Source organism: Streptomyces sp. YGL11-2 (assembly GCF_050054615.1).
Taxonomy (GTDB): domain Bacteria; phylum Actinomycetota; class Actinomycetes; order Streptomycetales; family Streptomycetaceae; genus Streptomyces.
This window is the reverse complement of record NZ_JBNHIN010000001.1, coordinates 12,410-35,039: the sequence shown is the minus strand read 5'-3', so window position 1 is coordinate 35,039 and position 22,630 is coordinate 12,410. Positions and strand designations below refer to the sequence as shown.

Sequence of the window (22,630 nt, the reverse complement as noted above, 5' to 3'; positions counted from 1 at the left end):
ATGCCGCACCTGCCCGATGTCGTGTTGTGGTCCGTGCCCGCCTTCGTCCTGCTCACCGTCGTCGAGATGGTGAGCTACCGCCTGCATCCCGACGAGGACGCGGAGGGGTACGCGGCGAAGGACGCCGCCACCAGCGTCGGCATGGGGCTGGGCAGCCTGGTCTTCGACGCGCTGTGGAAGATCCCGATCGTGGCGATCTACGCCGCGGTCTACGAGCTCACGCCGCTGCGGATACCCGTCCTGTGGTGGACGCTGCCCCTGATGCTGCTCGCCCAGGACTTCTTCTACTACTGGTCGCACCGCGGCCATCACGTCATCCGCATCCTGTGGGCCTGCCACGTGGTGCACCACTCCAGCAGGAAGTTCAACCTCACCACCGCCCTGCGGCAGCCCTGGACGACCTGGACCGTCTGGCCGTTCTACGTGCCGCTGGTCGCGCTCGGCGTGCACCCGGCCGCGATCGCCTTCACCTCCGGCGCCAACCTCGTCTACCAGTTCTGGGTGCACACCGAGCGCATCGGCACCCTGCCCCGGCCCGTCGAGTTCCTGTTCAACACGCCCTCGCACCACCGCGTCCACCACGCCTCGCAAGGCGGCTATCTGGACCGCAACTTCGGCGGGATCCTGATCGTGTGGGACCGGATGTTCGGCTCGTTCGTCGCCGAGACCGAGCGGCCGGTGTACGGCCTCACCAAGAACATCGACACCTTCAACCCGCTGCGGGTGGCCACCCACGAGTACGCCGCCATCGCCCGCGACATCCGGGCCGCGGACAGCTGGAGCGAGCGCGCCGGACGGGTGTTCCGGGGGCCGGGCTGGCAGCCGGCCGCGGTCCTCAACGCCCTCAAGGAAAGCCGGAGTTCACAGGGCGAGCGGCAGTCCGGTGCGCCGGACGCCGGGGAGGGGGCCGCCGTGGCGGAGCCCACCGTCGGGGAGCCCGCCGCGTGAGGGCACCCGCGCCCCGGCCCCGGGCCGCGCGGATCGTGCTGGCCGTCTTCGCCGTCCTGGCCGCCGCCCACCTCCTCGCCCTCGTGGCGCAGGCCGCCGCCGCGCCCGGCAGCACCGCCGCCGCCCTCGCCGGCACCGCCGTCCACCTCACCAAGCCCGCCCTGATGCCGCTGCTCGCCGCCCACGTCCTGCTCCGCGGCGGGCCGCCGCTGCTGGCCGGCGCGCTGCTGCTCGGCTGCGGCGGCGACACCTTCCTCCAGATCGGCGGCGGCACCGCCTTCCTCGTCGGGATGGGCTCGTTCGCCGCCGGACACGTCTGCTACCTGCTGCTGTTCGCCCGGCACGGCAGGCGCCCGGCAGGCCGCCGTTCCCTGCCGGTGGCGGCAGCGGCGGCCTACGCGGTCGCCCTGGTCGCCACCGTCGCGCTGCTGTGGCCGGACCTGCCGGCCGCACTCCGCGTCCCGGTCGCCGGATACAGCCTGCTGCTCACCGCGATGGCCTGCGGCGCGCTGCGGGCGGGCCCGCGGGCCGCGGCCGGCGGACTGCTCTTCCTGCTCTCCGACACCCTGATCGCAAGCGGTATCGCGCACTGGCCGCAGCTGCCCGCCCCACAGTTCTGGATCATGGTCACCTATACGGCGTCCCAGGTCGCCCTGGCCGCCGGCGTGCTGGCGGCGGCCGGCGGACCGGACCACCCGGCCGCGGACGCACACCCGTCCCCGGCGTACCGTGAGGCCGTCCGGGAGGCGTGAACCGCCCCGGCCGGCGGCGCCGTTTGCGTCTCCCCCCGTGGGAGACCCGAAAGTGGAGGGCATGTACGAGGACGGCACCGGCCTGCTCTCCATCGGCGCGCTGTCGCGCCTGACCGGCGTCTCGGTCAAGACCATCCGGAACTGGTCGGACCAGGACCTGCTGCCGCCCGCCGCCCGCACCCCCGCGGGCTACCGGCTGTACGGACCGGACGCCCCGGCCCGCCTGGAGATCGTGCGCAGCCTGCGCGAACTGGGCATCGGCACGGCGGCGATCCGCGCCGTCCTGCACCGCGAGAGGTCGCTCGGCGACACGGCGGAGCGCTGGGCGGACGCACTGGACGCGCAGATCCGCACCCTGCGGCTGCAGCGCTCCGTCCTGCGCACGGTGGCCGCGCGGGGCACCGCAGCAGAGGAGCTGCCGCAGATGACCCGACTCGCCCGCCTGTCGGCCGAGGAGCGCCGCCGGATCGTCGCCGACGTCGTCGAGGACGCCCTGGACGGGGTGGCCGCCCCCGCCTACCGCAGCGGCCTGCTGGCCGCCACCCCCGACCCGCCCGAGGACCCCACGCCCGAACAGCTCGACGCCTGGGTGGAGTTGGCCGCCCTGGTCCGCGACCCGGAACTGGGCGCCGCGCTGCGCCGGCTGGCCGAGTTCAGCGCCCGTAGCGCCCCCGCGCAGCCGGCCGGTGCGGCGGACGCGGGAGATCCGGCCCTGGCGGATCCGGTCTCGGCGGATCCGGCCGCGGCGACCGAGGCCGCCGTCCGCGTCGCCGAGCTGATGCGCACCCGCGCCGAAGCCGCCGTCGCCGCCGGCATCGCCCCGGACTCCCCGGCCGCCGAGCCTGCCCTCGCCGAGCTGATCGCCGCCTGGATCCCCACCCAGGCCGCCACCCCCGACCCGCCGGCCGCGGACGGCCCGGCCGCCCGCACCCGCCTGCTGGAGCAGCTGGAGACCGTCGCCGAACCCCTCGTCGAGCGCTACTGGCAGCTGCTCTGCACGGCCACCGGCCGCCCCGCGCCGCCCCGTTGGGGCACCGCCGGCACCTGGACCGCCGCCGCGCTGCGCGCCCACCGCACCCCGAGTGAGCTGGACCGCTCCGCGATCGAGCGCCTCGCGGACACCGACCCGGAACGGGTGCTCGCCGGGTACGCGCAGGTGGCCCGCGACGTCGGTGCCCTGGTCGCCGCCGTCCGGCCGGACGACCTCCGGCTACCGACCCCGTGCGCGGGCTGGACCGTACGGGAACTGCTGAACCACATGGTGTGGGAAAATCTGATGGCCACCTCGATCGCCGCCGGGGCACCGCGCGGCGACCACACCGCCGACCATCTCGGCGACGGCCCCGACGGTCACATCGCCGCCTTCGAGGAGTCCGCGCGCACCGCCCTCGCCGTCTTCACCGGCAGCGGGATGCTGCACCGCACCTTCGGCCCGTACGAGGCGCCGGGCGGGCTGCTCGTCCAGCAGGTCACCGTCGAACTCCTCGCCCATGGCTGGGACTTGGCGCGGTCGGTCGGCGCCCCGACCGATCTGGCGCCGGAGGTCGCCGCCGAGGTCCTGGAGGCGGCCCGCCTGATCTACGGGGCGGCACCGCGCACCGAGGGCAGCTCGATCGCCCCGGAGCGCCCCGCCCCGCCCGGCGCCACCGCCGCGGACCGTCTGGCCGCGTACCTGGGACGGCTCCCGGACTGACCGCGCCGCCACGCGACGCGGGGTCGGCCCTCCCGGCGCGCCACACGGGCCGGGAGGCCACTCCCGCCCACGTCCCAGCGGGTCCCCGGACCGATGGTGCGGCCGGCCGCGTCAACGACGGCGACCTGACCGGCGTCGTCCTTGCAGTGGACATCGACCACGCCCTTGCCGGGTGCTCCACCCCTCCGCGAAACCGCACGTACGCGGCGCTGCGCACCGGCGGACGCGGGACGCGCGACGACCTCGTCCCGCACCGGCCACCGGCGAGGGAACGCGGGGAGGCGCATCAACCCAGCTGAATTGACGTACCGTCAGGCATACTGCCGGAGAAGGTCATTCGGGGCGGCGCAGGGTGCTCAGGCTCAGCGGCGGCAGGGCGATCCGCCGGCCGTACCAGCGCCGGGCGTCCGCCACCGGACGCGGCAGCGACGGCGCGAGGGTGATCGGCCCGGGCAGCCGGACGCTGCCGTACGGGCGCCGGCGGGGACCGGGTCGCGGCGGGTCCTGCGGAGGCGGCGGAGTCATGCCCGGCTCAACGAAGCGCCACCCGTGCGGTGGCGGCCGGTGCGCCCATTCCCCCGATTTCTTCGGGAATTCAACCATCCATCCTCTGTCGCTCCGTAGTCACCACCTCTACGATGCGTGATCTATGTCACTTATGCGGGCCTTATTGCCGCCCGTGGCACCAGCTCGCCGAGCCTCAGGAGACTGCGTGATCACCACCCCGTCCGCCAACCCCGGACAGCATGACCCGCCCGACTACCGTCAGGTGCAGTCGAGCCCCGAGTTCACCGAACTCCGGCGCGCGCACCGCTCGTTCGCCTTCCCGCTCACCCTCGCCTTCGTCCTCTGGTACCTGGTCTACGTGCTGCTGTCGAGCTACGCGGGCGGCCTCATGGCCACCAGGGTCCTGGGCCACCTCAACGTCGCCTTCGTCCTCGGCATCGCCCAGTTCGCCACCACCTTCCTGATCGCCTGGTGGTACTCCCGGCACGCCGCCGCCCACCTCGACCCGCGGGCCGAGGCCATCAGGTCCGGCCTGGAAGACACCGTGCCCCACCGGGACGCCGATGTGCAGGAGGCCGGCGCATGATCCTCGCCCAGCAACTCCCGCTCGCCGCCGGCGGCGCCGGCGAGCACCGCACCCTGATCGTCACCCTCTTCGCGGTCTTCGTCGCCGCCACCCTGGGCATCACCGTCTGGGCCGGCCGGCAGACCAAGGGGGCGGAGGACTTCTACGCCGGCGGGCGGCAGTTCAGCGGATTCCAGAACGGCCTGGCCATCTCCGGCGACTACATGTCCGCCGCGTCCTTCCTCGGCATCGCCGGCGCCATCGCCCTCTTCGGCTACGACGGCTTCCTCTACTCCATCGGCTTCCTCGTCGCCTGGCTCGTCGCGCTCCTCCTGGTCGCCGAACCGCTGCGCAACTCCGGCCGGTTCACCATGGGCGACGTCCTCGCCTACCGGATGCGCCAACGCCCGGTCCGGACCGCCGCCGGCACCTCCACCATCGTCGTCTCGATCTTCTACCTGCTCGCCCAGATGGCCGGCGCCGGCGCCCTGGTCACCCTGCTCCTGGGTATCACCAGCGAGGCCGGCAAGATCCTGGTCGTCGTCCTCGTCGGCATCGTGATGATCCTCTACGTCGGCATCGGCGGCATGAAGGGCACCACCTGGGTCCAGATGGTCAAGGCCGTCCTGCTGATCGCCGGCACCCTGCTGATCACCTTCCTGGTGGCGCTGAAGTTCCACTTCAACCTCTCCACCCTGCTCGGCGCCGCCGCCGAGAACAGCGGCAAGGGCTCCGCCTTCCTGGAGCCCGGCCTCAAGTACGGCGCCACCGCCACGTCCAAGATCGACTTCATCTCGCTCGGCCTCGCCCTGGTCCTGGGCACCGCCGGCCTGCCGCACATCCTCATCCGCTTCTACACGGTCCCCACCGCCAAGGCCGCCCGTACGTCGGTGAACTGGGCGATCGGCATCATCGGCGTCTTCTACCTGATGACCATCGCGCTCGGCTTCGGCGCCGCCGCCCTCATCAAGCCCGCCACCATCACCGCCTCCAACAAGGCGGGCAACACCGCGGCCCCGCTGCTCGCCCAGGAGATCGGCGGCGGCGCGGGCTCCACCGGCGGCGCGATCCTGCTCGCCGTCATCTCCGCCGTCGCCTTCGCCACCATCCTCGCGGTGGTCGCCGGCCTCACCCTCGCCTCGTCCTCCTCCTTCGCCCACGACCTCTACATCAACGTCCTGCGCAAAGGGCAGGCCACCGAGAAGGAAGAGGTCGCCGCGGCCCGCTGGGCGACCGTCGGCATCGGCGCCGTCGCCATCGTCCTCGGCGTCTTCGCCCGCAGCCTGAACGTCGCCGGCCTGGTGGCGCTCGCCTTCGCGGTCGCCGCCTCCGCCAACCTCCCGACCCTCCTCTACAGCCTCTTCTGGAAGCGCTTCACCACCCAGGGCGCCCTCTGGTCCATCTACGGGGGGCTGCTCTCGTCCGTCCTCCTCGTCCTCTTCTCACCCGTCGTCTCCGGCAAGGAGGCGTCGATGTTCCCCACCGCCCACTTCGCGTTCTTCCCCCTGGAGAACCCCGGCCTGATCTCCATCCCGCTGGGCTTCGCCCTCGGCTGGCTGGGCTCCCTCCTCTCCCGGGAGGAGCCGGACGCCGCCAAGTACGCCGAACTGGAGGTCCGCTCGCTGACCGGCACCGGAGCCCACTGAGCCATCCCTACAGCACCCGGGCGGGGTGGCATCGTAGAGATCTACGACGTCACCCCGCCCACCTCGTGCTTCTCACGCCTCCTCAGTGTCGGGCCCATCGCGTAGTCTCGAAGACGTACTGATCCACATGCCGATCCACACCTTCGGGGAGGGGGCCCAGTGCTCATCGACACGTACGGCCGCGTGGCCACCGACCTGCGCGTCTCGCTCACCGACCGCTGCAATCTGCGGTGCACCTACTGCATGCCCGAAGAGGGCCTGCAGTGGCTCGCCAAGCCCGACCTGCTGACCGACGACGAGATCGTCCGCCTCATCGGCATCGCGGTGCGCGACCTCGGCGTCGAGGAGGTCCGCTTCACCGGCGGTGAGCCGCTGCTCCGCCCCGGCCTGGTCGGCATCGTCGAGCGGGTCGCCGCGCTCGCCCCCCGGCCCCGGATGTCGCTGACCACCAACGGCATAGGTCTCCAGCGCACCGCCACCGCCCTGCGCGACGCCGGCCTGGACCGCGTCAACGTCTCCCTCGACACCCTCCGGCCCGACGTCTTCCAGACCATGACCCGCCGCAAGCGCCACGCCGACGTGCTGGGCGGCCTAGAGGCGGCCCGCGCCGCCGGCCTCGCCCCGGTGAAGGTCAACGCCGTCCTGATGCCCGGCCTCAACGACGACGAGGCCCCCGACCTCCTGGCCTGGGCCATCGCCCATGACTACGAGCTCCGCTTCATCGAGCAGATGCCGCTGGACGCCCAGCACGGCTGGAAGCGCGACGGCATGATCACCGCCGGTGACATCCTCGCCTCGCTGCGCACCCGCTTCACCCTCACCCCCGAGGACCAGGACGAGCGCGGCTCCGCCCCCGCCGAGCGCTGGACCGTCGACGGCGGATCGCACCGCGTCGGCGTCATCGCCTCGGTGACCCGCCCGTTCTGCCGCGCCTGCGACCGCACCCGGCTGACCGCCGACGGTCAGGTCCGCACCTGCCTCTTCGCCACCGAGGAGACGGACCTGCGCGCGGCCCTGCGCTCCGGCGCCCCCGACGCGGAGATCGCCCGCATCTGGAAGGTGGCGATGTGGGGCAAGAAGGCCGGCTCCGGCCTCGACGACCCCGCTTTCCTCCAGCCCGAGCGCCCCATGTCAGCCATCGGCGGCTGACCGCTCCCACTCCTCCAGCGCCACCACGTCCTTCAAGAACCCGCGCATGGCCAGGAACTGCGAGAGATGCTCCCGGTGCTCGTCGCAGGCCAACCAGGTCTTGCGCCGGTCCGGCGTGTGCAGCTTCGGGTTGTTCCACGCCAGCACCCACACCGCGTCCGCGCGGCAGCCCTTGGCGGAGCAGATGGTGACATTCTCGGAAACGTTCGGGGAGTTCACGCCCTCAACCCTACGTCGCGCACCCGCGCTCATGATCCTTCGGACATGACGACGCCGGGCAGCCACGGGGGGAGCCGCCCGGCGTCGGTCCGTCGCTCCGACGGGGGATGCGGAGCGCGTACGCAGTATGTCACGGGGGATGGCATGCGGTGCACTGGAACCGCATGATTGATCTGAGCTTTTCTTGAGCTTTGCAGACGCGGGGGTTCTCAGCCGCGCTCCCCATCGGGCTCCGAGGGCTCGCGCGCCGGCCGTTCCGCAACCGGTTCCGCCGGCCCGGAGGTCAGCATCCGCCGGGCCGGCTTCACGAACGTCGACGGCAGCGAAGGGACGTTCTCCCGCCCGGCGTTGGCGATCACGACCGCGATGTACGGAAGCCCTATGCCGAGCACCAGCGTCGCAATGGCAACGGGCCGCTCGACGTTCCACAGCACGGCGGTGAGCACGACGGCCACCGTCCGTACGGCCATCGAGATCACATACCGCCGCTGCCGCCCCCGCACGTCCTCGGACAGCCCCTGGCGAGCCCCCGTGATCCGGAAGGCTTCGACGTTGCTGTGCTTCCGCATCACGTTCCACCACCTGCTCTGTCGTGCCGGATTCTCCCCACTTTCCGGTCAGTTCCCACGGTACGCCGCCGCCTCCCGCCCTACGAGACCGGGTCGCGTCGTTGGCGTACGGGGGCGTCCCGCGGATGCCGTAGTGCTCTCCGTCCCCCTCCCGCGTCGCCGGTTTCCGTGCGGTGGAGGCGGGCGTGGCCTCGGTTGCGGTCCGGTGGGTGGGGGCACCTCCCGTCCGGAGGCTGGGGGAGTATTCCGGTGCAGCCCCTCCGCCTCCCCACCCACTGACGGTGGGCGAAACGGGCCCGCCCCCACCGATGGAGGGCGAGACGGGCCCCCGCCGCCGCGAAGCCCTAGCGGCCGGCGATTTGGGCCAGCTTGCGGCCGGCCTTGAGGTACGCGGTGCCCTCCGTGTCGGACAGCTTCTCCGTCAGGACCTCGGACAGCGGGCGCACCGCGTCCGCCTCGGCGAGGACCACCGTCGACTGGCCGTCCGCGCCCTCGACCACCAGTCGCAGCGCGTTCTGCTTCGCCAGCCGGCGCGCCGCCGAGGCGCTGGCCGTGAACTCCAGGACGGTCGTCAGCACCGCGGCCACCGTCGACGCACCGTGCTCGGCGGCGTCCACGACCGGCAGTGACTCCACATCCGCGAACGACTTCTTGGAGAACTGCGCCACGAACCCGGCCCGCGCCGCCATCGCCGCGTCCAGCCCGTACAGCGCCGTCACGACCTCGCCGGCGAGGATCTTCTTGAGGTCCATCGGGTGCAGCGACCGCTCCGAGACGCGGCCCAGGACGAGCGCGATCTCCGCGTCGGTCCACTCCGTCCACGCCTTGAGGTACGGCTCCATCAGCCGGTCCGGCACCGACATGATCTTGCCGAAGACATCGTCGGCCGGCGCGCTCAGACCGACGTAATTCCCCTTGGACTTGGACATCTTGGCTCCGGTGCCGTCCGTGCCCTCGATCAGCGGCATGGTCACCACCAGCTGCGGTCGCTGCCCGCGCAGCTCCATCAGCTTGCGGCCCATCTGGAGGTTGAGCAGCTGGTCGGAGCCGCCCAGCTCCACGTCGCACTCCAGCGCCACCGAGTCCAGGCCCTGGGCGATGGGGTAGAGGAGCTCGGTCATGGTCAGACCGGAGCCGGCCGCGAGGCGGTTGCGGAAGTCCTCGCGCTGCAGCAGCTGCGAGGCCGGCACCTGCGCGAGCAGCGCCAGCAGCTCCGGGAAGGTGTACGGCGCCAGCCACTCGCTGTTCTGCCGGAAGCTGACCTTTTCGAAGTCGAAGAAGGGGCGCACCTGTTCGCGGTACGTGGCGAGGTTGTGCGCGATGTCCGCGTCGGTCAGCGGCGGCCGTTCGGCCGTACGGCCCGACGGGTCGCCGATCTTCGCGGTGAAGTCGCCGATGATCAGCGTGACGTCGTGGCCGAGGCGCTGGAAGCGGCTCAGGATGATCAGCGGTACGGCGTGCCCCAGGTGCACATCGGTCGCCGTCGGGTCGATGCCCAGCTTGATGTGCAGGCCCTTGCCGGCCGTCCGGCGCTCCTCGATGCGCTCGGCCAGCCTCTCCACGCCCGGCAGCACCTCGACCGTACGGGCCGCGATCAGCTCGGCCTGCTCCTTGGCGGGCAGGTCCGTCAGGTCGAGATAGCGCCGCGCGCCGGTCTCCTTGAGCAGCTCCTTGACGGTGTCGTCGGAGGAGAGGTCGGTGGAGAGCAGTGCGCTGGCGCGGGCGACGGATTCGCCGAGGCGTGTCATGGCGTCCCTGATCGATCGTGGTTCCCCGAGGGGAGGACAGGCCGACAGTCTATTAGGCCGGTCCCGCCCACCCGGCCGTACACCCGTCCCTGGGCGGGCCGGCCGGGACGCCGGTGCCGACGCGGTGGGTGGGGCGGCGGCACCGGCGCACACCCCGCCGCTCACACCCCCCGGCTGACCGAACTCATGTTGAAGTCCGGCACCCGCAGCGCCGGCATCGCCGCCCGCGGGAAGTAGTCGCTCCATTCGCGCGACAGCGTCCGCTCGGTACGTCCCGCCTCCACCGCCCGGGACAGCAGGTCGACCGGCGACTCGTTGAACCGGAAGTTGTTGACCTCGCCGACGACCTCGCCGTTCTCGACGAGGTAGACGCCGTCCCGGGTCAGCCCGGTCAGCAGCAGCGTGGCCGGGTCGACCTCGCGGATGTACCAGAGGCAGGTCAGCAGCAGCGCCGGCCCTTCCTGGCCCGCGGCGGCCACCATCTCGTCCGTCGAGCGCGAACCGCCGCCCTCCAGAAGGAGGTTGTCGATGACCGGCGCCACCGGCAGTCCGGTGAGCGCGGCGCTGTGCCGGGTGGTCGGCAGCCGGTCCAGGACCCCGTCGCGCATCCAGTCGGTGGCGGTCAGCGGCAGCCCGTTGTCGAAGACCGAGGCGTCGTCGCCGGAGGCGTGCGCCAGGACGAACGGTGCGCACTCCAGCCCGGGGGCCCGCGGGTCGCTGCGCAGCGTCAGCGGCAGCGCGGAGAGCCGCTCGCCGACCCGGGTGCGCGAGGCGCCCTCCCCGTCGCCCGCTTTGGAGAAGACCGTACGGCCCTCCGCGGCGTCCCGGGCCCCGGACGACCACAGCTGGTAGATCAGCAGGTCGGCGACGGCGGTCGGCGGCAGCAGCGTCTCGTAGCGGCCGGCGGGCAGTTCGATCCGCCGCTCGGCCCAGCCCAGCCGGCGGGCGAGCTCGGCGTCCAGCTCCCGCGGGTCGACGTCGGTGAAGTCGCGGGTGGCCCGGCCGGTCCACGCGGAGCGGCTGCGGTCGGGCGACTTGGCGTTCAGCTCCAGTACCCCGGTGGGCTGGTCGTGCCGCAGCCGCAGCCCGGCGGAGGTGCCCAGATACGAGGACACGACCCCGTGCTGGGCGAATCCGTACAGTTCCCGGCCGCCGGCGCCGGCCTGCCGGAAGGACTCCCCGAGGGCCGGCGCGAAGGCCGCGAAGACGTCCGAGGAGGTCTCGGCGGGTGCGGCGGTGAAGTCGTGGGACACCTTCTCGCCGGCGACCAGCGGCTGCGCGTCCTCGGCGGGCCCGGCGTCGCGGGCCGCCGCCTCCGCGGCCCGTACCAGCGGTTCCAGGTCGTCCGCGGTCACCGCGGACCGCGAGACCACCCCGGCCGCGGTGCCCCGGGCGCCGTCCACGGTCGCCACGACGGTCAGCGTCCGGCCGCGGGTGACGCCGTTGGTGGTGAGGGCGTTGCCCGCCCAGCGCAGGTTGGCGCTGGAGCGCTCGTCGGCGATGACCACGCAGCCGTCGGCACGGGACAGCTCCAGCGCCTGCTCGACGATCTCGTACGGCCGGTTGCTGCGGATGCTGCGCGGACTCATCGACCCGCCTCCTGGCTCGTGTTGAGACTGTGCCTGCCCGGGGGACGACCCCCGGACCCCCGGCCGATTCGGTGGTGGCGGCTGTTCATCGACCGGCCTCCCGCGTCGTGTTGAGGATGTTGACGCCCTCGAAGACCGCCGAAGGGCAGCCGTGCGAGACCGCCGCGACCTGGCCCGGCTGCGCCTTGCCGCAGTTGAACGCGCCGCCCAGGACGTACGTCTGCGGGCCGCCGAGCGCGGTCATCGACCCCCAGAAGTCGGTGGTGGTGGCCTGGTAGGCGACGTCGCGCAGCTGGCCGGCCAGCCGGCCGTTCTCGATCCGGAAGAACCGCTGGCCGGTGAACTGGAAGTTGTAACGCTGCATGTCGATGGACCACGAGCGGTCGCCGACCACGTAGATGCCGCGCTCCACGCCCGCGATCAGCTGCTCCGTGGAGGGCCCGTCGGGCGCCGGCCGGAGTGAGACGTTCGCCATCCGCTGGACCGGCACATGCCCGGGGGAGTCCGCGTACGCGCAGCCGTTGGAGCGTGGAAAGCCCGTCAACCTGGCCATTCTGCGGTCGAGTTGGTAGCCGACCAGGGTGCCGTTCCGGACCAGGTCCCAGGACTGGGCGGCCACGCCCTCGTCGTCGTAGCCGATCGTGGCGAGCCCGTGCTCGGCGGTCCGGTCGCCGGTCACGTGCATGATCGGCGAGCCGTAGGCCAGCTTCCCCAGCTGGTCGAAGGTGGCGAACGAGGTCCCCGCGTACGCCGCCTCGTAGCCCAGCGCCCGGTCGAGTTCGGTGGCGTGGCCGATCGACTCGTGGATCGTCAGCCAGAGGTTGGACGGGTCCACGACCAGGTCGTACGTGCCGGGCTCGACACCGGGTGCGCGCATCTTCTCGGCGAGGTGCTCGGGGATGCGGGCCAGTTCGCCGTCCCAGTCGTAGCTGCCGTCGGTCAGGTACTCCCAGCCGCGCCCGACGGGTGGTGCGAGGGTGCGCATCGACTCGAAGTCGCCGCCGGCCGGGTCCACCGCGACGGCGGTCAGCTGCGGATGCAGCCGGACCCGCTGCTGGGTGGTGCTGGTGCCCGCGGTGTCCGCGTAGAACTTGTTCTCCTGTACGGCCAGCAGGGAGGCGTCGGTATGTGCCACACCCGGCGCCGCCAGCAGCCGCGCGCTCCACTCCGCCAGCAGCCCGGACTTCTCCGCGTCCGGCACCGCGAAGGGGTTGATCTCGTACGCGGAGACCCAGGTGCGGTCGGGGTACGCGGGCTCCGCCGCCAGTTCGACCCGCTCGCCGGACCCCGCGGCCTCGATCACCCTCGCCGAGAGCCTGGCCATCGCCACCGCCTGGCCGGCCACCCGCGCCGCGGCGTCCATCGTCAGGTCGACCCCGGACGCGAACCCCCAGGCGCCGCCGTGCACCACGCGGACCGCGTACCCGAGGTCGGTGGTGTCCGAGGTGCCCGACGTCCGGGCGTCCCGCAGCCGCCAGGAGGCGCTGCGCACCCGTTCCAGGCGGAAGTCGGCGTGCTCGGCGCCCAGCGCGCGGGCGCGGGCCAGCGCGGCGTCGGCCAGCGCGCGCAGCGGCAGCGCGAGGAAGGTCTCGTCAAGGTCATGGGGTGCAGCGGGCACGGCGTCCTCCCGTAGTCGGCGGATGCATCATGCCCCGGATCTGTGGAGACCCGACAGTGACCGGGGCGCGCCCCTGTTCGGGCCCGATTCCCCGGATCGGTGCCGTGACCGCTAGTTTCGTACCGAACGCAAGACGACAGGACACGGAAAGGGTGATCTCTTGAGCCGCTCGGTTCTGGTCACCGGAGGCAACCGCGGCATCGGCCTGGCCATTGCCCGTGCCTTCGCCGAGGCAGGCGACAAGGTCGCCATCACCTACCGCTCGGGCGAGCCGCCCGCCGGTTTTTTGGCCGTGAAGTGCGACATCACGGACCCCGAGCAGGTCGAGCAGGCGTACAAGGAGATCGAGGAGAAGCAGGGCGCGGTCGAGGTGCTGGTGGCCAACGCCGGCGTCACCCGCGACCAGCTGCTCATGCGGATGTCCGAGGAGGACTTCACCTCGGTCCTGGAGACCAACCTCACCGGCACGTTCCGGGTGGTCAAGCGCGCCAACCGCGCGATGCTGCGGGCCCGCAAGGGGCGGATCGTCCTGATCTCGTCGGTGGTCGGCCTGATGGGCGCCCCGGGTCAGGCGAACTACGCCGCCTCGAAGGCCGGTCTGGTCGGCTTCGCCCGTTCGCTCGCGCGTGAACTGGGCAGCCGCAACATCACCGTCAACGTCGTCGCGCCCGGTTTCGTCGACACGGACATGACCCGGGTGCTCAGCGACGAGCAGCGGGAGAGCATCGTGAAGCAGGTGCCGCTGGCGCGTTACGCGCAGCCCGAGGAAGTCGCCGCCTCGGTCCGTTTCCTGGCCTCCGACGAGGCCGCGTACATCACTGGAGCCGTCATTCCCGTCGACGGCGGATTGGGCATGGGGCACTGAGCACGATGACGAACACGAGCGGAATTCTCGCCGGCAAGCGCATCCTGATCACGGGTGTGCTGATGGAGTCCTCGATCGCCTTCCACGCGGCCAAGGTCGCGCAGGAGCAGGGCGCCGAGGTCATCCTGACCGCGTTCCCGCGGCCGACGCTCACCGAGCGCATCGCCAAGAAGCTGCCCAGGCCGGCCAAGGTGGTCGAGCTGGACGTGACCAACCAGGAGCACCTGGACCGACTGGAGGGCGTGGTCCGCGAGGAGCTGGGCGGCCTGGACGGCATCGTCCACTCCATCGGCTTCGCACCGCAGGACGCCCTGGGCGGCAACTTCCTCAACACGCCCTACGAGTCGGTCGCCACGGCCATGCACGTCTCGGCGTTCTCCCTGAAGTCGCTGACCATGGCCTGCCTGCCGCTGATGCCGGACGAGGGCGGCTCGGTGGTCGGCCTGACCTTCGACGCCCAGTTCGCCTGGCCGCAGTACGACTGGATGGGCCCGGCCAAGGCCGCCCTTGAGGCCACCAACCGCTACATGGCGCGTGACCTCGGCAAGCGGAACATCCGCTGCAACCTCATCTCGGCGGGCCCGATCGGCTCGATGGCCGCCAAGTCCATCCCGGGCTTCTCGGACCTGGCCAAGGTGTGGGACACCCGCTCCCCGCTGCAGTGGGACATGGCCGACCCGGAGCCCGCGGGCCGCGGCATCGTCGCCCTGCTGTCGGACTTCTTCCCGAAGACCACCGGCGAGATCATCCACGTCGACGGCGGCGTGCACATGATGGGCGCCTGACACCCGTCGCGCTTCCGTACTGCCCGTCCCGGTCCTGCCGGGGCGGGCAGTACGCGTTTCGGGACCCGGAGCCTGCGGATCAGTCGCGCTCCACGAGGGTCCCCCGGCACCCGAAGGAATGGGTGCTCGCCTCGGAGGCGGCCAGGTCGCCGTCGCCCGCGCGGATCGCCGCCACGAGGCGGGCATGGTCCATGTGCGCCTCGGGCCGCAGCACCTCGCCGACGTCGGCCCGCAGGAACTCGCGCAGCACGCCCCCGAGGTCGGCGTAGATCTCGGCCAGTACGTCGTTGTGCGAGGCCGCCACCACCGCCATGTGCAGGGTCGCGTCCGCCTCGACGAACGCCTCGGCGGCACCGGACCGCCAGGCGTGCTCACGCCGTTCCAGCAGCGCGTCGAGCTGCCGCAGGTCCCCTTCCGTGCGGCGGTCGGCGGCCAGCCGGGCGGCTGCCGCCTCCAGGGCGCTGCGCAGCTCGGCGACGTGCACGGGGTCGGCCTCCGCGAACCGGCGGTTCATGACCCCGGCGAGCTCACTGGTCGCGACCACGTAGGTGCCGGACCCCTGGCGGATGTCGAGCAGTCCGTTGTGCGCCAGTGCCCGGACGGCCTCGCGGACGGTGTTGCGGGCCACCCCGAGCTGCTCCACGAGCTCCGGCTCGGTCGGGATGCGGGACCCCACCGGCCAGTCGCCGGACGTGATCTGGGCGCGCAGCTGCGCGATCACCTGGTCGGCCAGGGCGGACCGGCGGGGCGAGGTCAGGGGCATGGCGGGGCTCCGGGGTGCGGGGGCCGGTGGGCCCGAAGGGCGGTGGCGGCACGGGCGGGCTGCCGGGGTCCGGGCCGCCGTGGGGGCCTGCTGAGGCTACCGACAAAGGCTGGACAACCATTCATCCCATGATTCTATGATGGCTCGCATGGCACACGACGACCTCGCGACACTCGGCCCGGCCGCCGAGCCCTCGACGACCTCCCCGCCCCAGTACCCCGACGGTGCCGGCCCGTCGCGCCCCGCCGCCGAAGAGGCCGTACCGAAGCACTCCCGGGAAGCCGGACCCGCCGCCCGCTGGCTGCCGCGGATCGTGATCGCCGGTCTCGTCCTGGCCGCGCTCAACCTCCGCCCCGCCATCACCAGCCTCGGCGCGCTCATGAAGGAGGTCCGCGACGGGCTCGGCATGAGCGGCACCGTCGCCGGCCTGCTGACCTCCGTACCGGCCCTGTGCTTCGCGGTGTTCGGCATCGCCGCGCCCCGGCTGGCCAGGCGCTGGGGGCCCGGCGCGATCGTGTGCGCCGGTATGGCGGCGATCGCGGTGGGCGTCGCGGTGCGGCCGTACGCCGGCGGCACCGCCGGCTTCCTCGCCGGCAGCGCCCTGGCGCTGGCCGGAATCGCGGTCAGCAATGTCCTGCTGCCGGTGGTCATCAAGACCTGGTTCCCCCGGCGGGTCGGCCCGATGACCGGGCTGTACTCGATGGCGCTGGCCCTGGGCACCTCGCTCGCCGCGGCGCTCACCGTTCCCATGACCGGTGCGCTGGGCGGCAGTTGGCGCACCGGCCTGACGGTCTGGGCGCTGCTCGCCGCGCTCGCCGTGCTGCCCTGGCTCGCCGTCGTACGGCAGCGGCGGACCGCTCCGGAGGCGCCCCGGAGCGGTGCGCAGGCTCCCGGGGCGGCGCCCCTGCGGATCACCTCGTCGCCGACCGCCTGGGCGCTGGCCGTCTTCTTCGGCCTCCAGGCGACCGCCGCGTACATCACGATGGGGTGGATGCCGCAGATCTTCCGCGACGCCGGGGTCTCGGCGGGCACCGCGGGCGTGCTCCTCGCCGTCACGATGGCGGTCGGTGTCCCGCTCTCCTTCGTGCTGCCGTCGCTGGCGTCCCGGATGCGGCACCAGGGTCCGCTGGTGGCGGTCCTCGGGCTCTGCGGGATGGCCGGCTACACCGGACTGTGGCTGGCCCCGGCCGCCGGCTCCTGGGCCTGGGCGCTGCTGATGGGCGTCGCCAACTGCGCGTTCCCGCTTGCCCTGACGATGATCGGGATGCGCGCGTCGAGCCCCGCCGGGGTCGTCAAACTCTCCGCCTTCGCGCAGAGCGTCGGCTATCTGATCTCCATCCCCGGGCCGCTGCTGGTCGGCACGCTCTACCAGCACAGCGGCGGCTGGGGGCTGCCGATCGCGCTGATGGCCGGGCTGATGGTGCCGCAGATCGCGGTGGGCGTGCTGGCCGGCCGGGACCGCCGCATCGAGGACGAGCGGTGAGCGCCCGGGGATGAGCCCTGGCCGGACGGGCGTGGACGGCGGGTGCGACACTGGGCCCATGCCAGTGCTCGAACCGAATCCGCAGGGCAGCCAGAAGAAGCTGCTGCTCGTCCTGGGCCTCATGCTCGGGGTGACCGTCGTCGTCGCGATCGTCGCGAGTATCGCGGCGCCCTGAGCGCGCGGCGGCCTGGCCGGTGGACACCGGAACCGGGCCGGCGGTGGGGATATCCCCCCGTCCCCTAGGGGGCCGGTGTCAGGGACAAGTGGGTGGCTTCCCGGATGGGAACGGCCGCCGGAGATCCGTAGTTTCGAAGTGCACCGCACAGCGCGGTGGGCGCACCGCAGCCGCGGTGCGCCGCCCTTCGAACCGCTCTGGAGACCGCCATGTCCGCCGCGTTCCACCGCCCGTCCGCAGCGAAGGCCCCCGGCCTGTGGAAGGCGCTGCCGTGGTGGGCGCTGGCGCTGCCGGTGGTCTCCTTCATAGCCCTGCTGGTGCTGGTGGCGAATCCCGGCGTGGCGAGCGCGGCCGGTGCGGGGAGTGTTCCGCAGGGCCTGGCGCCGCTGCTGGATTTCCTCGCCCGCGTGCTCGGGATCGGCGGGTGAGCGGGGTGCGCGCCCGGGTGCGCCCGGCGGCGCCGCCCGGGGGGTCACCCGGCAGGGGGGAGCGCTCCAACACCCCGAGCCGGGCGCGGGGATTCATGCGAAGCTGGGACACATGAGCGTCGATACACCCCGCCGGATTGTCCTGCTCCGACACGCCAAGGCCGAATGGTCGGAGGTGGGCGACCACGACCGTCCGCTTACCGATCGTGGCCGCAAGGATGCCCCGGTCGCCGGCCGCTGGCTGGCCAGGGCGGGGGTCACCCCCGACCTGACCCTGTGCTCGACCGCCGCCCGCACCCGTGAGACCTGGAAGCTCGCCGTCCAGGAGCTCCCGCAGCGCCCCAAGACCGTCTACGAGGAGCGGCTCTACGAAGCCTCCCTCGGCGAGCTGCTCGCGCTGCTGAACGAGACCTCGGACGACGTCAGCGATCTGCTGGTGGTCGGGCACAACCCGGGGATGCACGCCCTCGCCGACGCCCTGGCCGGTGAGGCCGACGGCGATCTGCTGCCGCGGATGAACCGCAGCGGCTTTCCGACGGCCGCGATGGCCGTGCTCACCTTCAACGGCTCGTGGAAGGCGGTCGAGCACGGCGTGGGGCGCCTCGTCGCGTACTGGACGCCGCAGGACTGAGGCTGTCGGCCGCTGTCGGCGGGACGGTGGGCGGCCGGGGACGGCGGAAGACCGGGCACGAGGCCCCGGCGCGGGATGCGCCGGGGCCTCGTGCTGTCGTGGATGTCCAGCTGGCCGGCCGGGGACGGGGTACCAACGGCCGACGGAGTGTCCCCGCAGGTCACTCCGCGTGCGTGTCGGCCGCCTCGACCTCTTCGCGGGTGACGCCCAGCAGATAGAGCACGGCGTCCAGGAACGGCACGTTGACCGCGGTGTGCGCGGCCTCGCGCACCACGGGCTTGGCGTTGAAGGCCACCCCCAGGCCGGCCGTGTTGAGCATGTCCAGGTCATTGGCGCCGTCGCCGATCGCGACGGTCTGCGCCAGCGGCACCCCCGCCTCGTGGGCGAACCGCCGCAGCAGCCGGGCCTTGCCGGCCCGGTCCACGATCTCGCCGGTGACCCGTCCGGTGAACCTGCCGTCGACGATCTCCAGGGTGTTGGCGGAGGCGAAGTCCAGCCCCAGCTCCTCCTTGAGCGCGTCGGTGACCTGGGTGAAACCGCCCGAGACGACGCCGACTTGGTAGCCGAGCCGCTTGAGCGTCCGCACGAGGGTGCGGGCACCGGGGGTGAGGCGCACCTCCTTGCGCACGGCGTCGACCACGGACGCGTCCAGCCCGCGGAGCAGCTCGACCCGGGCGTGCAGCGACTGCTCGAAGTCCAGCTCGCCGCGCATCGCGGCGGCGGTCACCGCGGCGACCTCCGCCTCGCACCCGGCGTGCGCCGCGAACAGCTCGATGACCTCGTCCTGGATGAGGGTGGAGTCGACGTCCATGACGACCAGCCGCTGCGCCCGGCGCTGGAGCCCGGCCGCGACCACCGCGACATCCACCCCGAGCACCGCGGCCTCGGGGGCCAGCACACTGCGCAGCGCCGCGGTCTCCGCACCGGAGACCGCGAACTCGACCGCCGTGACCGGATACTTGGCAAGCCGGAAGATCCGGTCGATGTTGCCGCCGGTGGCCGTTATGGCGGCGGCGATCGCGGCCGTCGACTCGGCGGTGAGCGGATGCCCCAGCACGGTGACGTGGGACCGTCCGGTGCCGCGCGGACGGTTGTCGCCGCGGCCGGAGATGATCTCGGCCTGGAGGTTCAGCGACTCGGCCCAGCTGTGCACGGTCGCCCGGAGGTCGCCCTCCGTCGAACCGTAGGAGCCCTCGGCGGGGGAGGGGGCGGTGACCAGTGCGCACAGCGTGATGCGCCCCCGGGTCACCACCTGCTCGATGTCCACGACATCGACGGAGTAGGCGGCGAGGGTGTCGAAGAGGCCCGCGGTGATGCCGGGCCGGTCCTTGCCGAAGATCTTCACGAGGAGGGTCGGTACGTCTTCGCCTGGTGCGGCGGTGGCAGGCGGGGTCTGCGATGCGCTCATGGTGGTCTTACGGTAACCGGCGGGTGGCCGCGCCCGTACGGGTGTCCGGGGTTCGGACCGCGGGTCCGCCCGACTGCCGCGCCCGCCGCCGGATCGCCCCCGGGGCGGCCGGCCGCGGGTGGCCGTCGTCGATCGTTATGGACTCGTGTCCGGGCCGTTCTGTTGTACCGGCCCGGGGAGTGGGCTGGTGCCCCAACTCGCCTTTTGGTAGGGCGTTTTCGGCCGCGCGGGAGCATATGGAGCGGGACGCACCACCGGTATTCCCGTGATTGCCGGGCATTTCGGGCCCTTCCGGCCCTCCGGGAGAGTTCGCCGGGCCCCAACTGGAGCCCCGCGCACCCTGGTCGCGTCCCAGTTTCCGGTCCGCGGGCCGAGCCTGAAATAGTTCCTCACGATGTTCGCCATCCCTAGACTTCCCATACAGGGCGTCACTCGGGGGACTATGTAATGGGGCGTGGAGTGCCTGAACTCGTACTCGAATTGAACGGAAGGACCTGGACGCTCGATCCGTCCAGGTCCTACAGCGTGGGCCGCGATCCGCAGGGCGACATGGTGCTCGACGACGCCAGGGTCTCCTGGCGGCACGCCACCGTCCGCTGGTCCGGACAGAGCTGGGTCGTCGAAGACCACGGCAGCACCAACGGCACCTACGTCCAGGGCCGCCGGATCCAGCAGCTGGAGATCGGCCCCGGCACCGCAGTGCACCTGGGCAACGCCACCGACGGCCCCAGGATGAGCCTGTCCGCCGCCGCAGCGCCCGCCGACGCCTACAGTGCGCAGCCCGCGATGGCGCCGCAGCAGCAGGGCTGGCAGGCGCCGCCCGCGCAGCAGCAGGCCCCGCAGCCGCCCGCCCAGCAGGGCTGGCAGGCCCCGCCGCAGGGCCAGCAGCCGCCGTACGTCCCGCAGCAGCAGGCGCAGCAGCCGCCGCAGGGCGAGCCCCGGCAGGCCGTTCCCCCGCAGCGGCCCGACGGCGCCCAGGAGCGCCCGGCCCCGCAGGCCCAGGGCGACCGCAGCCCGACCACCTTCCACCGCCTGGACACGGGCCGCGTGATGCGGATCGGCCGTGCGCTGGAGAACGAGCTGGTCGTCTCCGACCTCCAGGTCTCCCGCCACCACGCCGAGTTCCGGGCCACCCCCGACGGCCGGTTCGAGATCCGCGACCTGGGCAGCCACAACGGCACCTACGTCAACGGCCAGCCGGTCCCCAAGTCCGGCACCGCGCTGATCGGCCCGAACGACACCGTCGGCGTCGGCCACTCCACCTTCCGGCTGGTCGGCGACCGCCTGGAGGAGTTCGTCGACACCGGCGAGGTCTCCTTCTCGGCCCGCCATCTGACCGTCACCGTCGACGGCGGCAAGCAGATCCTCAAGGACGTCTCCTTCGGCGTCCCCGAGAAGTCGCTGATCGCCGTCATCGGCCCCTCCGGCTCCGGCAAGTCGACGCTCCTCAAGGCGCTGACCGGCTACCGCCCCGCCAACCAGGGCGACGTCCTCTACGACCACCGGAACCTCTACAAGCACTTCGCCGAGCTGCGCCAGCGCATCGGCCTGGTCCCGCAGGACGACATCCTCCACAAGGAGCTGACCGTCCAGAAGGCGCTGCGCTACGCCGCCAAGCTCCGCTTCCCCGGCGACACCGCGGAGTCCGAGCGCGAGGCCCGCATCGGCGAGGTGCTGCGCGAGCTCAAGCTCGACGTCCACAAGGACAAGAAGGTCACCTCGCTCTCCGGCGGCCAGCGCAAGCGCGTCTCGGTCGCCCTGGAGCTGCTGACCAAGCCCTCGCTGATCTTCCTGGACGAGCCGACCTCGGGCCTGGACCCGGGCATGGACCGCGACGTGATGCAGCTGCTGCGCGGCCTGGCCGACGACGGCCGCACGGTTCTGGTCGTCACGCACTCGGTGGCCGAACTCGCCCTGTGCGACCGGCTGCTGGTGATGGCCCCGGGCGGTTCGGTGGCCTACTTCGGCCCGCCCGAGGAGGCGCTGAACTTCTTCCAGTACGAGACCTGGGCGGACGTCTTCTCGGCGTTCGAGAACTACCGCGACTACGACTGGGCGGGCCGCTGGCGCGGATCCCCGCACTTCCAGCTGTACGCCGCGGACGTCGACTCGGTCGCCCCGCAGTCGGTCGGCGTCCAGGCGCCGCCGGCCCGTATCCAGAAGTCGCAGAGCTGGGGCTCGCAGCTGTGGACGCTGATGCGGCGCTATGTCTCGGTGCTCGCCTCCGACCGCGGCTTCCTCGCCCTGATGGTGATCCTGCCGGCGGTGCTCGGCGTGGTCTCGCTGCTGATCCCCAGCGATTACGGCCTCGGCTACGGCCCGGCGAACAAGCACCAGACCAACCGCGACGCGAGCACCATCGCGCTGATCCTCGCGGTCGGCATGTGCTTCTCCGGCGCCGCCAACTCGGTCCGTGAGCTGATCAAGGAGCGGGTCATCTACGAGCGCGAACGGGCCACCGGCCTGTCGCGGTCGGCGTATCTGATGTCCAAGGTCATCGTGCTCGGGGTGGTCACCGCCATCCAGGGCGTGATCATCTCGGCCATCGGCTTCTCCACCCGCAAGATGCCGGCCGAGGGCCTGATCTTCGCCAAGACCCCGGCGATCGAGATGGCGCTGGCGATCATCGCCCTCGGCTTCACCTCGATGATGGTCGGCCTGATCATCTCCTCGCTGGTCAAGACCGCCGAGAAGACCATGCCGCTGCTGGTCATGTTCGCCATCGTGCAGGTCGTCTTCACCGGCGTGCTCTTCCAGCTGTTCGACACCGCCGGCGTCTCCCAGTTCTCCTGGCTGATGCCGTCCCGCTGGGCCGTCGCCGCGCTGGGCGCGACCGCCGACATGAACACCCTGCTGCCATGGGAGCTGGGCCACCCCGACCCGCTGTGGAAGCACCAGACCGGCGTCTACGTGATGGACGTGATCATCCTGCTCGCACTGGGCGTCGGGCTCGCCTTCCTCGTCGCGCGGCTGCTGCGCCGCCACGAGCCGGAGGTCATGCGCAAGTAGCGCGCGCGGTCACCGCATGGCAGCGCCGAGGGGCGGCACCCGATCGTGGGTGCCCCCCCTCGGCGGTGTGCGTGATGGCC

21 protein-coding genes are annotated in these 22,630 nt (G+C 72.3%); 13 read left to right on the top strand and 8 right to left on the bottom strand.

Annotated elements, in window-relative coordinates:
• The 3 genes from ACO1BR_RS00180 to ACO1BR_RS00170 are packed head-to-tail and all read left to right on the top strand — an operon-like array spanning position 1 to position 3,393.
• Complete coding sequence (locus ACO1BR_RS00180) at positions 1 to 948, top strand: sterol desaturase family protein (RefSeq protein ID WP_426792954.1); 948 nt, start codon at positions 1 to 3, stop codon at positions 946 to 948.
• Positions 945 to 1,700: a lysoplasmalogenase family protein gene (locus tag ACO1BR_RS00175; protein ID WP_426792953.1), complete on the top strand. Its 756-nt coding sequence runs from the start codon at positions 945 to 947 to the stop codon at positions 1,698 to 1,700. The genes ACO1BR_RS00180 and ACO1BR_RS00175 overlap by 4 nt, the downstream gene beginning before the upstream one ends.
• A gap of 37 nt (positions 1,701 to 1,737) precedes the next feature.
• Positions 1,738 to 3,393 (top strand): TIGR03086 family metal-binding protein, encoded by a 1,656-nt coding sequence (locus ACO1BR_RS00170; RefSeq protein ID WP_426792952.1) that lies wholly within the window; start codon positions 1,738 to 1,740, stop codon positions 3,391 to 3,393.
• Between the two features lie 333 nt (positions 3,394 to 3,726).
• Here ACO1BR_RS00170 and ACO1BR_RS00165 read toward each other — a convergent pair whose 3' ends face one another.
• The gene (locus tag ACO1BR_RS00165) at positions 3,727 to 3,918 is read right to left on the bottom strand and encodes a hypothetical protein (protein WP_426792951.1); all 192 of its coding nucleotides are present in this window, start codon (positions 3,916 to 3,918) and stop codon (positions 3,727 to 3,729) included.
• Between the two features lie 187 nt (positions 3,919 to 4,105).
• Here ACO1BR_RS00165 and ACO1BR_RS00160 point away from each other — a divergent pair, with 187 nt between their 5' ends.
• The 3 genes from ACO1BR_RS00160 (at position 4,106) to moaA (ending at position 7,260) form a co-directional block, all read left to right on the top strand.
• Entirely contained in the window at positions 4,106 to 4,486 is a 381-nt protein-coding gene (locus ACO1BR_RS00160) for a DUF485 domain-containing protein (protein WP_426792950.1), read from the top strand.
• Complete coding sequence (locus ACO1BR_RS00155; protein ID WP_426792949.1) at positions 4,483 to 6,111, top strand: solute symporter family protein; 1,629 nt, start codon at positions 4,483 to 4,485, stop codon at positions 6,109 to 6,111. Before ACO1BR_RS00160 ends, ACO1BR_RS00155 begins: the two co-directional genes overlap by 4 nt.
• A gap of 159 nt (positions 6,112 to 6,270) precedes the next feature.
• On the top strand, positions 6,271 to 7,260 hold the full coding sequence (moaA, locus tag ACO1BR_RS00150) for a GTP 3',8-cyclase MoaA (RefSeq protein WP_426792948.1): 990 nt from the start codon (positions 6,271 to 6,273) through the stop codon (positions 7,258 to 7,260).
• Here moaA and ACO1BR_RS00145 read toward each other — a convergent pair.
• From ACO1BR_RS00145 to ACO1BR_RS00125, 5 genes are all read right to left on the bottom strand, one after another.
• Positions 7,243 to 7,479, bottom strand: coding sequence for a hypothetical protein (locus ACO1BR_RS00145; protein WP_426792947.1), 237 nt, complete (start codon positions 7,477 to 7,479; stop codon positions 7,243 to 7,245). The genes moaA and ACO1BR_RS00145 overlap by 18 nt on opposite strands.
• A 209-nt stretch (positions 7,480 to 7,688) precedes the next feature.
• A complete protein-coding gene (locus ACO1BR_RS00140) occupies positions 7,689 to 8,048 on the bottom strand; it encodes a DUF3099 domain-containing protein (protein ID WP_426792946.1) in 360 nt (119 codons plus the stop codon).
• A 344-nt stretch (positions 8,049 to 8,392) separates the two neighbouring features.
• The gene (gene tyrS, locus ACO1BR_RS00135) at positions 8,393 to 9,796 is read right to left on the bottom strand and encodes a tyrosine--tRNA ligase (protein ID WP_426792945.1); all 1,404 of its coding nucleotides are present in this window, start codon (positions 9,794 to 9,796) and stop codon (positions 8,393 to 8,395) included.
• Positions 9,797 to 9,957: 161 nt separating this feature from the next.
• Complete coding sequence (locus ACO1BR_RS00130) at positions 9,958 to 11,385, bottom strand: metallopeptidase TldD-related protein (RefSeq protein ID WP_426792944.1); 1,428 nt, start codon at positions 11,383 to 11,385, stop codon at positions 9,958 to 9,960.
• Between the two features lie 85 nt (positions 11,386 to 11,470).
• Complete coding sequence (locus ACO1BR_RS00125; RefSeq protein WP_426792943.1) at positions 11,471 to 13,003, bottom strand: TldD/PmbA family protein; 1,533 nt, start codon at positions 13,001 to 13,003, stop codon at positions 11,471 to 11,473.
• Positions 13,004 to 13,163: 160 nt separating this feature from the next.
• On the opposite strand from ACO1BR_RS00125, the gene fabG reads away from it, so the two are divergent.
• Together fabG and fabI are read left to right on the top strand one after the other, a co-directional pair.
• Entirely contained in the window at positions 13,164 to 13,868 is a 705-nt protein-coding gene (fabG, locus tag ACO1BR_RS00120) for a 3-oxoacyl-[acyl-carrier-protein] reductase (protein WP_426792942.1), read from the top strand.
• A gap of 5 nt (positions 13,869 to 13,873) precedes the next feature.
• On the top strand, positions 13,874 to 14,653 hold the full coding sequence (gene fabI / locus ACO1BR_RS00115; protein WP_159504521.1) for an enoyl-ACP reductase FabI: 780 nt from the start codon (positions 13,874 to 13,876) through the stop codon (positions 14,651 to 14,653).
• A gap of 79 nt (positions 14,654 to 14,732) precedes the next feature.
• Here fabI and ACO1BR_RS00110 read toward each other — a convergent pair whose 3' ends face one another.
• Positions 14,733 to 15,416, bottom strand: coding sequence for a FadR/GntR family transcriptional regulator (locus ACO1BR_RS00110; RefSeq protein ID WP_426792941.1), 684 nt, complete (start codon positions 15,414 to 15,416; stop codon positions 14,733 to 14,735).
• Positions 15,417 to 15,555: 139 nt separating this feature from the next.
• Between ACO1BR_RS00110 and ACO1BR_RS00105 the strand changes: the two genes are divergently transcribed.
• The 4 genes from ACO1BR_RS00105 to ACO1BR_RS00090 all read left to right on the top strand — a co-directional run bounded on the left by ACO1BR_RS00105 (position 15,556) and on the right by ACO1BR_RS00090 (position 18,133).
• Positions 15,556 to 16,899 (top strand): CynX/NimT family MFS transporter, encoded by a 1,344-nt coding sequence (locus ACO1BR_RS00105; RefSeq protein ID WP_426792940.1) that lies wholly within the window; start codon positions 15,556 to 15,558, stop codon positions 16,897 to 16,899.
• A 58-nt stretch (positions 16,900 to 16,957) separates the two neighbouring features.
• On the top strand, positions 16,958 to 17,074 hold the full coding sequence (locus ACO1BR_RS00100) for an SGM_5486 family transporter-associated protein (RefSeq protein WP_258017738.1): 117 nt from the start codon (positions 16,958 to 16,960) through the stop codon (positions 17,072 to 17,074).
• 209 nt (positions 17,075 to 17,283) lie between these two features.
• Positions 17,284 to 17,502, top strand: a complete 219-nt coding sequence (locus ACO1BR_RS00095; protein ID WP_426792939.1) for a hypothetical protein — start codon at positions 17,284 to 17,286, stop codon at positions 17,500 to 17,502.
• 112 nt (positions 17,503 to 17,614) lie between these two features.
• Positions 17,615 to 18,133, top strand: coding sequence for a SixA phosphatase family protein (locus ACO1BR_RS00090; protein ID WP_426792938.1), 519 nt, complete (start codon positions 17,615 to 17,617; stop codon positions 18,131 to 18,133).
• A gap of 160 nt (positions 18,134 to 18,293) precedes the next feature.
• Here ACO1BR_RS00090 and serB read toward each other — a convergent pair whose 3' ends face one another.
• On the bottom strand, positions 18,294 to 19,541 hold the full coding sequence (serB, locus tag ACO1BR_RS00085; protein ID WP_426792937.1) for a phosphoserine phosphatase SerB: 1,248 nt from the start codon (positions 19,539 to 19,541) through the stop codon (positions 18,294 to 18,296).
• 447 nt (positions 19,542 to 19,988) lie between these two features.
• Here serB and ACO1BR_RS00080 point away from each other — a divergent pair, with 447 nt between their 5' ends.
• Positions 19,989 to 22,550: an FHA domain-containing protein gene (locus ACO1BR_RS00080; RefSeq protein WP_426792936.1), complete on the top strand. Its 2,562-nt coding sequence runs from the start codon at positions 19,989 to 19,991 to the stop codon at positions 22,548 to 22,550.
• Positions 22,551 to 22,630: the final 80 nt, after the last annotated feature.

Bases quoted from the DNA above. Each gene is read 5' to 3' on its own strand.
- ACO1BR_RS00090 (WP_426792938.1), top strand. From the start codon at position 17,615: ATGAGCGTCGATACACCCCGCCGGATTGTCCTGCTCCGACACGCCAAG.
- ACO1BR_RS00155 (WP_426792949.1), top strand. From the start codon at position 4,483: ATGATCCTCGCCCAGCAACTCCCGCTCGCCGCCGGCGGCGCCGGCGAG.
- fabI (WP_159504521.1), top strand. From the start codon at position 13,874: ATGACGAACACGAGCGGAATTCTCGCCGGCAAGCGCATCCTGATCACG.
- ACO1BR_RS00110 (WP_426792941.1), bottom strand. From the start codon at position 15,416: ATGCCCCTGACCTCGCCCCGCCGGTCCGCCCTGGCCGACCAGGTGATC.
- ACO1BR_RS00130 (WP_426792944.1), bottom strand. From the start codon at position 11,385: ATGAGTCCGCGCAGCATCCGCAGCAACCGGCCGTACGAGATCGTCGAG.
- ACO1BR_RS00100 (WP_258017738.1), top strand. From the start codon at position 16,958: ATGCCAGTGCTCGAACCGAATCCGCAGGGCAGCCAGAAGAAGCTGCTG.
- serB (WP_426792937.1), bottom strand. From the start codon at position 19,541: ATGAGCGCATCGCAGACCCCGCCTGCCACCGCCGCACCAGGCGAAGAC.
- ACO1BR_RS00180 (WP_426792954.1), top strand. From the start codon at position 1: ATGCCGCACCTGCCCGATGTCGTGTTGTGGTCCGTGCCCGCCTTCGTC.
- ACO1BR_RS00080 (WP_426792936.1), top strand. From the start codon at position 19,989: ATGGGGCGTGGAGTGCCTGAACTCGTACTCGAATTGAACGGAAGGACC.
- tyrS (WP_426792945.1), bottom strand. From the start codon at position 9,796: ATGACACGCCTCGGCGAATCCGTCGCCCGCGCCAGCGCACTGCTCTCC.
- ACO1BR_RS00165 (WP_426792951.1), bottom strand. From the start codon at position 3,918: ATGACTCCGCCGCCTCCGCAGGACCCGCCGCGACCCGGTCCCCGCCGG.
- ACO1BR_RS00105 (WP_426792940.1), top strand. From the start codon at position 15,556: ATGGCTCGCATGGCACACGACGACCTCGCGACACTCGGCCCGGCCGCC.
- ACO1BR_RS00095 (WP_426792939.1), top strand. From the start codon at position 17,284: ATGTCCGCCGCGTTCCACCGCCCGTCCGCAGCGAAGGCCCCCGGCCTG.
- ACO1BR_RS00140 (WP_426792946.1), bottom strand. From the start codon at position 8,048: ATGCGGAAGCACAGCAACGTCGAAGCCTTCCGGATCACGGGGGCTCGC.